Consider the following 2,824-nt stretch of genomic DNA (forward strand, 5'->3'; position numbering starts at 1 on the left):
AAGTTTTCTGTTGAATAATCAAGGGAATCTAAATCTTCAAGCAATAATACTTGATTTGTGGAATGGGCATCCAAGAGAGTTCCTAATTCTGGGCGCTCCGGGATGCCTGCTCCACAAGATGAGCAACTTTTAGCTGATAATATTAGTGATACTTGACTTTGTTCTAGTACTTGGCGATTACGTTCAACTGGATGATGAGGGTTGAGAGGTAGGTAGGCGCCACCTGCTTTGAATACTGCGAGCATTGCCGTTAAGAAATTAATATTGCGCTCGCTATTTATAGCAACGATGGTTTCTGCTCCGACTCCAAGGGAAACTAAATGTCTTGCCCAGCGGTTTGCACGCGCGTTTAATTGTTGATAAGTTAGTTGCTGATTTTCAAATGTTACTGCTATTGCGTTGGGGTTTTTCTCAACAGTTGCTTCAAACTGTTGGGTAAAAGTTTGTTCTAATGGGTAGTCGGCGCCTGTATTATTCCATTCAACAAGTAATTGATGTTGCTCACTTGCTGTCATTATTGGTAATTGTGCAACTTGTTGATGGGGATTCTTCACAATACTTTCGAGCAGGGTTTGGAAATGAACAGCCATTTGCTCAATTGTTGTCACATCAAACAAGTCGCTGTTATATTCCCACCCACAAAGTAATCCTGACTCTGTTTCCTGAATTGATAAGGTTAAATCAAACTTAGCTGTGATGTTCTCTAGTTCTAAAGGAGTGATGGTTAAACCAGGTAGTTCGAGTTTCCCGATTGGGGTATTCTCCATAACAAACATTACCTGGAATAATGGTGTATGGCTAAGAGAACGTTCTGGCTGAAGTTCCTCAACTAGTTTTTCAAAGGGTAAGTCTTGATGGTCATAGGCGCCCAAAGTTGTCTCGCGCACTCGCTCTAATAACTCGCTGAAGTTCGGTTTTCCGTGTAGTTGAGTTCGTAATACCTGGGTATTGACAAAAAAGCCTATTAATGGTTCTAATTCACTACGGTTGCGGTTAGCAATTGGAGAGCCAATAACTATGTCCTCTTGACCGCTGTAGCGATACATTAAAGTGCTAAAAGCCGCTAGCATGGTCATAAATAAGGTTGTTCCTGACTTTTGACTCAAAGCCTTTATTTGAGATGTCAGTTCTTGACCAAGTAGAAATTCTGTAAAACTACCTTGGAATGTTTGAACTGAGGGACGGGGACGGTCGGTAGGAAGTTCAACTAAAGGTGGTATTCCTTTTAAGTTTTGTTTCCAATAGTTAAGTTGGGTTTCTAATACCTCTCCACTCAACCATTGCCGTTGCCAGTGTGCAAAGTCTGCATATTGAATTGGTAATTCTGGCAATTGTGAAGGCTCTCCATTACAGAAAGCTTGATAAAGTTCAGATAGTTCATTAATAAATACTCCCATTGACCAACCATCTGAAATAATGTGGTGCATGGTCAGTAGCAGCACATGAGATTTTTCTGACAATTTTAGTAAACTGACTCGCAATAATGAATCATTTGAGAGGTCAAAGGGTTGTTGAGCTTCACGCTGTGCTAATTGTTGCACTTGGGCAGATTGTTCTAAGTATGGAACATGTCGTAAATCTTCTATTGAAATGGTTGCTGTAGCATAGTCAGTAATAACTTGTACTGCGGCATCGTTGACCATTTTAAAATTAGTACGCAAAACTTCGTGGCGCCGTACAATTTCTTGCACAGCCATCTCAAAAGCAACTATGTTTAGTGTACCAGAGAGACGCAAAGTAACTGGTATATTATAGGTGGCAGCTTGGTCATCAAGTTGATTGAGGAACCATAGTCTAGCTTGACCGAAGGACAAAGGTAAATCGATATCTCGACTAATTGGAGTAATTGCATCAACAGTTGAACTTGATTCGATACCTTGTTGCAAAAAGGAGATAATTTCTGCTTTACGTTCAGCTAACTGTGTGCGTATATCTGGTGTTAGTATTCCCTTTGGAGCATTACAGCGTAAACTAACTTCTTCTGAACTTTTTTCGTTAACATCTAACCATAACTTAATATCCGAATTAGCTAAATCAGATAAAAACTCTTGAATTGTCTTCATAATTCTATTTCCTCACGTTCGTCTTGTTGATAACTAGAAGTCTTTTGTAGCTTTTGTACTGTTACACGAATTTGGTCGATACTCTCTGCTAAGGCTGCGATGGTAGGCGCCTCAAAGAGTTGGCGTAGAGGCAACTCCATTCCAAACGAAGAGCGCAACCGTGAAATTACTTGAGTAGCTAGTAAAGAATGTCCACCTATTTCAAAGAAGTTGTCATAAATGCCTACTTGTTTGAGATTAAGGATTTCTGACCATAGCTGTGCGAGAATTTCTTGTGTAGGCGTTTGGGCAGGAACAAAGTTAGTAATAAGACTTTGTTGAACATCTGGTACAGGCAACGCGCGGCGATCAACTTTGCCATTAGGAGTTAGGGGTATAGATTCCAACATTACAAACGCAGTAGGAACCATATATTCAGGCAGCTTTTGTTTGAGGAAATCACGTAGTTCGTTGTTTTCAACTTCCTGGTTAGGAACAACATAAGCTACTAAGTAATGGTTGCCAGGTTGGTCGGAACGCGCGATAACTACGACTTCTCGCACTTGCGGATGTTGTGTTAATACCGCTTCTATTTCTCCTAGCTCAATACGGAAGCCGCGAATTTTCACTTGATAATCGATGCGATTCAGAAATTCGATGTTACCGTCTTTTAGATAACGTGCTTTGTCACCAGTTTTATATAATAAGTGCTGAGTTCTGAGTGCTGAGTTCTGAGTGGTGTCTTTAAAAGGATTATCAATAAAAACTTGCTGTGTCAGAGC

The 2,824-nt window shown here is 40.4% G+C and carries 1 pseudogene; it reads right to left on the reverse strand.

From position 1 onward, the window contains the following. Positions 1-2,824 (reverse strand): annotated as a pseudogene (locus tag AC2JBO_RS44310) (AMP-binding enzyme); the annotation flags it as partial.

This window comes from Calothrix sp. CBUCES-K 9914 (genome assembly GCF_059640475.1).